Below are 7335 nucleotides of genomic sequence, written 5' to 3' on the forward strand. Positions count from 1 at the left end.
TTACAATGGGGGCCAAAGCAGTCGCGAAAGGACGGTGTTCCGTGGAAGGTCGCCCTTTATTGCTGCCCCTGCTCGACGAGGCCCTGAAGCGCCGGGGCTGGCTCGAGCCCGCGGACGTCGAGGCCGCCGCCCGTGAGGCGCGCGTGCCCCTGGCCCAGGCGTGGGAAGCGGTGCGCTTCTACCCCCGCTACCGCACCCAACCCCCCGAGAAGCGGCTCCTGCTGGTGGACGACCCGGTGGTCCGCGCCCGCGACTTCGCCCGGCTCTGGGCCGAACTGGAGGACGCCGCCCCGCGCGCGGAGGCGCGCGCCGGCACGGTCTACAGCCAGGGGCTGGAGGCCGTGGGGCCGGCGCTGGTGATCGAAGAGGGAGCCCGCTGGCGCGTCTTCGCCCCGGTGCAGGTCGCCGACCTACGGGCGCTGGCCGTGGGCAAGCTGCCCCCGAACGAGCTGGAAACCCTGCCCGCCGAGCTGGCCCGGAATGACGGCGTTCTCTTCGAGGCGCCGGACCCGCTCCCCGAGTTTCCCGGGGCCGACGCCCTCATCGCCGCCGTGCGCGACGCGGGCCTCAGGGGGCTGGGCGGCGCGCTCTTCCCCACCTGGCGCAAGCTCGAGGCCGTGCGCAGTGCGGCCGGCGCAAAGTACGTGGTCGTGAACGGCGACGAGTCCGAGCCCGGCAACTTCAAGGACCGCTGGCTGATGGAGCACAACCCCCGCCTGGTCTGGGCGGGGGCGGCGCTGGCCGCGCGCGCGGTGGGCGCGCGCACGGTCTACTTCTACGTGCGCGGCGAATACCCCGCCGCGCTCGAGCGCGTGGAGGCGGCGCGGACGGCGCTGGAGGGCGAGGGCTACTTCGAGGGCCTCGCGACGCACACCTTCCGCGGCGGCGGCCTCTACGTCTGCGGCGAGGAGAGCGCTTTGCTCGAGAGCCTCGAGGGGCGCCGCGCCGAGCCGCGGCTCAAGCCGCCCTACCCGGCCGAGTCGGGCCTGTTCGGCCGGCCCACGCTGGTCAATAACGTGGAGACGCTGGCGCACCTGGCCTGGATCGCCGCCCACGGCGCAGAGGCCTACCGCGAGCGGCGGCCCAAGCTGTTTTCGATCTCGGGCGACGTGGACCGGCCCGGGGTCTACGAGCTGGCGCTCGGTACCCCGCTGGCGGAGGCCCTGGAGGCGGCCGGCGGCCGCCCGGACGAGCTGCAGGCGGTGCTGATGGGCGGGGCCGCGGGCACCTTCCTCAGGCTGCCCGACGCCGCCGAGCTGCCGCTCGACTTCGAAGCCCCGAAGCTCTCGGGCGACGCGGTGGGGCCGGGGGCGCTCGTGGCCTTCGGCGCCGACCGCGACCTCTGGGCGGTGGCCGAGGGCATCGCCGCCTTCTTCGCCCACGAGTCGTGCGGCAAATGCTTTCCCTGCAGCCTGGGCACCCCCCACCTGCACGCGGCCGTGGCCCGGCGCGAGCGGGGTCCGCAGCTGGAAGAGCTCTTTTTGGCGCTCGAGCAGGGCAGCCTCTGCGGGCTGGGGCAGGCCGCCCCCTGGGCGGTCCGCAGCCTGATCCGGCGTTTCGGGGGGGTGAGGACGTGAGCAAGGTACCGCTCGTCATCGACGGCTACCTGGTCCAGGCCGAGCCCGGCGAGACGCTGCTCGACGCTGCGCGCCGCGCCGGGGTGGAGGTGCCCACGCTCTGCCACCACGAGCAGAGCGGCACCCGCGGCCTCTGCCGGCTGTGCGTCGTCGAGGTGGAGGGCTGGGGCCGGCCGGTGCCCGCCTGCGCCACCGAGGTGCAGCCGAACCTGGTGGTGCGCACCGAGACCGCGGCGCTCGCCGACCTGCGGCGGGTGGTGCTCGAGCTGCTGGCGCACGAGACCGACCTGAGCCTCGACACGGGCACCCAGGCCCTCCTGGAGCGCTACCACGCCCGCCCCGAGCGCTGGGGGGCGCCGCTGGCCGCGCGGCGCGAACGCGAACCCGTGCAGGACAACCCCTTCTTCGTGCGCGACTACGCCAAGTGCTACACCTGCCGGCGCTGCATCGACGCCTGCGGCGAGGGCGTCCAGGGCCTCTGGGCCTACGCCACGACCGGCCGCGGCCACGCCGCGGTGCCCGGCACCCCGCTGGACCTGCCGCTGCCCGAGACGCCCTGCGTCTTCTGCGGCAACTGCGTGCAGGTCTGCCCCACGGGGGCGCTGGTGCCGCTTGCCGAACTGGCCGCAGCCGAAGGAGGAGACGCATGAAACCGCTCGCGTGCTGGACACGGGAAGTGGGGTGTGGGAAGTGGGGTGTGGGAAGCCTGTGCCTACCTCCCACCTCCCACCTCCCACCTCCGAGCCGGAGGCACCCATGATCCCCCTCCGCGTCCAACCCGACCGGGTGGTGCCCACCGTCTGCCCCTACTGCGGGGTCGGCTGCCGGGTGGACCTCTACGTCAAGGACGCGCGCATCTACCGGGTGATGGCCCGCGAGGAACCCCCGAACCACGGGGCGCTCTGCGTCAAGGGGCGGTTCGGACTGGGTTTCCTGCACCACCCCGACCGCCTGAAGACCCCGCTCATCCGCCGCCGCAAGGGGGCCGAGCTCGAGCCCGTCTCCTGGGACGAGGCCCTCGACTTCGCCGCCGCCCGCCTCGCCCGCATCGCCGACGCGTCGGGCCCCGACGCCCTCTTCTTCGTCTCCAGTGCCAAGGCCAGCAACGAGGAAAACTACCTGATGCAAAAGCTGGCCCGCGCCGCGGTGGGCACCCACAACGTCGACCACTGCGCCCGGCTCTGCCACTCCAGCTCCACCGCCGCGCTCTCGCGCTCGCTGGGCTCGGCGGCGATGAGCAACACCCTCGAGGAGATCGGGCTCTCCGACGTGATCCTCGTCACCGGGTCCAACACCACCGAGACCCACCCGGTGGTGGGCGCGATGATCAAGAAGGCCGCGCGCAACGGTGCCTTCCTGATCGTCGCCGACCCGCGGCGCATCGGCCTCGCCGAAGCCGCGCATTTGTGGCTGCGGCTCCGCCCCGGCAGCGACGCGGTGCTCTTCGGCGCGATGGCCCGCTACCTGGTCGAGTCGGGCCGCTTCGACCGCGCCTTCGTGGAACGGCGCACCGAGGGGTTCGACGCCTGGTGGGAAAGCGTCAGGGACTACACCCTCGAGTTCGCCGAAGGGGTCACCGGCGTGCCCGCGGCGCGCATTCGCGAGGCCGCCGAGCGCTACGCCGGCGCCCGCGCCGCCGCGATCTACTGGGCCATGGGCATCACCCAGCACAGCCACGGCACCGACAACGCCCAGGCCCTCATCAACCTGGCCCTGATCGCCGGGCAGCTGGGCAAGCCCGGCGCCGGGCTCAACCCGCTGCGCGGCCAGAACAACGTCCAGGGCGCGGGCGACATGGGGGCCTTGCCCAACGTCTACCCGGGCTACCAACCCGCCGCCGACCGGCAGGTGCAAAAGCGCTGGAAGGCGCTGTGGCACACCCCCCAGCCCGAGACCCCGGGCCGCACCATGACCGAGGCCTTCGAGTCGATCGGCGCCAAGGACGGGGTGCGCGGGGTCTACCTGATGGGCGAGGACCCCATCACCTCCGAGCCCTACCAGGATCACGTGCGCGCCGCGCTCGAGAAGCTGGACCTGCTGATCGTGCAGGACATCCTGAAGAACGAGACCTTCCCCTACGCCGACGTGGTGTTGCCCGCGGCCTCCTTTGCCGAAAAGCAGGGCACTTTCACCAACACCGACCGGCGGGTGCAGCGCATCCGGCCCGTCTTCGAGCCGCCGGGCGAGGCGCGCCCGGACTGGTGGATCACCGCCCAGCTGGGGCGGCGGCTCGCCGCGCGGACGGGCCGGGGCTGGACCGAGGGCTGGAACTACGCCGGCCCCGAGGCGGTGTGGGAGGAGATCCGGCTGGCGCTGCCACGGATGTTCGGCGGCATCGACTACGCCCGGCTCGAGCGCGAACCCCTGCGCTGGCCCTGCCCCCACGAGCGCTCGCCGGGCGTGAGCGTGCTCTTCACCGACCGCTTCTACACGCCAAGCGGCAAGGCGCGGCTGCTGCCCGCCGTTTGGCGGCCGCCGGCCGAACGGCCGGGCGGCGACTACCCGCTCGTCCTCTCCACCGGCCGCGTCCTCTACCACTGGCACGGCGGCACCCTGAGCCGCCGTAGCGACCTGGAGCGGGCCTACCCGAAGATGAAGGTGGAGGTCCACCCCGCCGACGCCGAACGCTACGGAATCTCCGACGGCGAGCCGGTCTGGGTGGTGAGCCGCCGCGGCCGCATCCAGGCGACCGCCTGGGTCACCGACCGCACCCCCGAGGGCGTCGTCTTCGCCCCCTTCCACTTCGCCGAGCAGCCCGCCAACCGGCTCACCCTCGACGCCTACGACCCCACCTCGAAGATCCCCGAGTACAAGTTCGCGGCGGTCCGGCTCGAGCCCGCGGGACACGAGGCCCCGAAGCCCGCGGGGCCGGGGTAGTAGAATGCGGAGCGTATGTTAGCCATCGACCTATCGGGCAAGAAGGCGCTGGTCATGGGCGTGGCCAACGAACGCTCCATCGCCTTCGCCACCGCCCAAAAACTCCACGAGGCCGGCGCTGAGCTGGCCATCACCTATCAAGGCGACCGCGTGCGCCCTCTGGTGGAAAAGGCCACGCGGCACATGCCCAACATTCGCCTCTACGAACTCGACGTGACCGACGAGGCCCGCCTGAAGGAGGTCATGGCCGACCTGGGCGAGAGCTGGGGCGGCATCGACTACATCGTCCACTCCATCGCCTTCGCGCCCCGCCGCGCCATGGAGGGCCGCTACATCGAGACGACCAAGGAAGACTGGCTGCTGGCCATGGAGATCTCCGCCTACAGCCTGGTGGCGGTCGCCCGCGAGGCCGAGCCCTACTGGAACGAGGGCGGCAGCATGGTCACCTTCAGCTACTACGCCGCCGAGAAGGTGGTGCCCAAGTACAACGTCATGGGCATCGCCAAGAGCGCGCTCGAGGCCAGCGTGCGCATGCTCGCCTACGAGCTGGGCCCGGGGGGGCGGCGGGTCAACGCCGTCTCCGCGGGGGCGCTGCGCACCCTTTCGGCGCGCGGCATCCCCGGGTTCACCCTGCTGTGGGACCACGTCAACGCCGTCGCGCCGCTTAAGCGCCCCGTAACCCACGAGGAGGTGGCCCAGGCGAGCGTCTTCCTGCTCAGCCCGCTGGCCAGCGGTGTCACCGGCGAGACGCTCTACGTGGACGCCGGGTACCACATCGTGGGCATCGGCCTCGCCGACGAGCACGTCCCCGGCAACCGCAAGGACTGACCGGGCTTCCCCGGCGCGCGGGCCCGCGGGCCCGCGGGCCCGCGCGTTTTTTTCGACGGTAAACTAGAGCCATGCGCACCTCCCTGACCGTCGAAGAAGCGCTGGCTACGGTACTGGAACACACCCGTCCGCTCCCGGACGTCGAAGAGGTACCCCTCGAAGCGGCCCTCGGCCGCGTGCTCGCTCGCGACCTCGAAGCCCTGGCCGACCACCCCGACGTCGACAACACCGCCGTGGACGGCTACGCCGCCCGCGCCGCCGACACCGCGGGCGCCAGCCCCGAAAACCCGGTGCGCCTGCGCTGGATCGGCGAGTCGCCCGCGGGGCGGCCCTTCCAGGGCCGGCTGGGCCCCGGCGAGGCCGTGAGCGTCTACACCGGTGCGTCCCTGCCCGAGGGCGCCGACGCGGTGGTGGCCGTCGAGGACACCGAGCGCGACGGCGAGTACGTGCTGCTGTACAAGCCCGCCAGCCCCAAGGACATCCGCCCGAAGGCCCAGGACCTGCAGCAGGGCCGGGTCTACCTGAAGCGCGGCGACCGGCTCACCCCGGGCCGCGTGGGGCTGGCCGCGGGGATGGGCCACCGCACCCTGCCGGTGGTGCGCCGTCCGCGCGTCGGCGTGCTCTCGACCGGCGACGAGGTCGTCGAACCCGGCACGCCGCTCCCTCCCGGCGGGGTCTACAACTCCAACGCCTACTCGGTGGCCGCGCTGGTGCGCGAGGCCGGCGGCGAACCGGTCCTGCTGGGCAAGGCCGGCGACCGGGTGGAGGCCGTCAGGGAACAGCTCGCCGCGGCGGGCGACCTGGACCTCGTCCTCACCACCGGCGGCGTCAGCATGGGCGACTACGACATCGTCCGCCACCTGCTCGAGCGCGAGGGGAAGATCCACTTCTGGAAGATCCTGCAGCGGCCCGGCGGCCCCCCCATCTTCGCCGAGTTCCTGGGCCGCCCCTTCTTCGGCCTGCCGGGCAACCCGGTGAGCGCGATGGTCACCTTCTTCCTCTACGGCCGGCCCATGCTCTTCAAGATGCTGGGGCGCAGCGACCCGCCCTACCGCAGGGTGCGGGCGCTGGCCGAGGACTTCTTCAAGGGCGCCGGCAAGAAGACGGCCTTCCGCCGCGCGGTGCTGCGCTACGACCCCGAAGCCCCGGGCGGTCACCGCGCCGCCAGCGTGGACAGCCAGTCTTCGGGGGTGCTGCGCAGCATGGCCTTCGGCAACGCGCTGGTCGTCGTCCCGCCCCACACCCACGTCGAGGCGGGCGAGGTGGTGGAGGTCATCCCCTTCGGGGAGGTCGTTTAGCCCAGCGTCGCTACCCGTCCTTCCGGGCGAGCGGCCACCCGGCCCCGAGGCCCCGGATCCAGTCCGGGGCAGATTCGGAATCTTGACGTGCCACGAAATCCGTCCTTCCGGACGAGGGGGCCACGCGGCCCCCGAGATCCAGAATCTTAAAGTGCGCCGCTAAGGGACCGGTGACTCGCAATGCGGACGGTGACGACAGCCCGTCGGTTCCTTCGTAACCCGCAGCCACGACAAGATCCCCGATCCCGGCGCTTTGCGCCTCGTCGGGGATGACGAAATAAGGGGCTAGGGGATGTAAGGGGTGGGGTGTAGGGGACGAATAAGGCGGAGGAAACCAAGGAGGCGCGCAAGCACCGGGTCTTCGCGGCTTTGGGACGGCGAAGAAAAGGCTGGCGGGCTTGCAGCCGCTGCCTGTTGGCCCTGCCGCTCTTCTCTCCAGCTCCTGTACGCTTGCCGCCCACCATCTACCAAATACTACGTACCTCGTACCACGTACCGCCGTCATCCGTCATTCCGGGCGAGCCGACCCCTGGGTTGGCGAGACCCGGAATCTAAATAGTTGCGGATGCGATGTCGGTCACTTGATGAATGGAAGGTGACGACGGCGCCGGTTCGTTTTGGCGTACGTAGCCACGACAAGATCCCCGATCTCGACGCTTCGCGCCGCGTCGGGGATGACGAACAATAGGGCGGGTGGTCGGTCACGGCATGGACCCCGGCTCGCGGGCGCAAGGCGCCCTTGGCCGGGGAATCGT

At 71.9% G+C, this 7335-nt stretch carries 5 protein-coding genes; all 5 read left to right on the forward strand.

Annotated elements, in window-relative coordinates:
• The first annotated feature begins 41 nt into the window (after window positions 1-41).
• Window positions 42-1577, forward strand: a complete 1536-nt coding sequence (locus tag HNQ05_RS11365) for an NADH-ubiquinone oxidoreductase-F iron-sulfur binding region domain-containing protein (RefSeq protein ID WP_183677829.1) — start codon at window positions 42-44, stop codon at window positions 1575-1577.
• Entirely contained in the window at window positions 1574-2227 is a 654-nt protein-coding gene (locus tag HNQ05_RS11370) for a 2Fe-2S iron-sulfur cluster-binding protein (protein ID WP_147148902.1), read from the forward strand. The genes HNQ05_RS11365 and HNQ05_RS11370 overlap by 4 nt, the downstream gene beginning before the upstream one ends.
• A gap of 106 nt (window positions 2228-2333) precedes the next feature.
• Window positions 2334-4454 (forward strand): formate dehydrogenase subunit alpha, encoded by a 2121-nt coding sequence (gene fdhF / locus HNQ05_RS11375; RefSeq protein ID WP_183677831.1) that lies wholly within the window; start codon window positions 2334-2336, stop codon window positions 4452-4454.
• A gap of 15 nt (window positions 4455-4469) precedes the next feature.
• The gene (locus HNQ05_RS11380) at window positions 4470-5282 is read left to right on the forward strand and encodes an enoyl-ACP reductase FabI (protein ID WP_147148900.1); all 813 of its coding nucleotides are present in this window, start codon (window positions 4470-4472) and stop codon (window positions 5280-5282) included.
• Window positions 5283-5353: 71 nt separating this feature from the next.
• Complete coding sequence (locus tag HNQ05_RS11385) at window positions 5354-6580, forward strand: molybdopterin molybdotransferase MoeA (RefSeq protein WP_147148897.1); 1227 nt, start codon at window positions 5354-5356, stop codon at window positions 6578-6580.
• Window positions 6581-7335 lie beyond the last annotated feature (755 nt).

The organism is Oceanithermus desulfurans, assembly GCF_014201675.1.
In the GTDB taxonomy this organism is placed as follows: domain Bacteria; phylum Deinococcota; class Deinococci; order Deinococcales; family Marinithermaceae; genus Oceanithermus; species Oceanithermus desulfurans.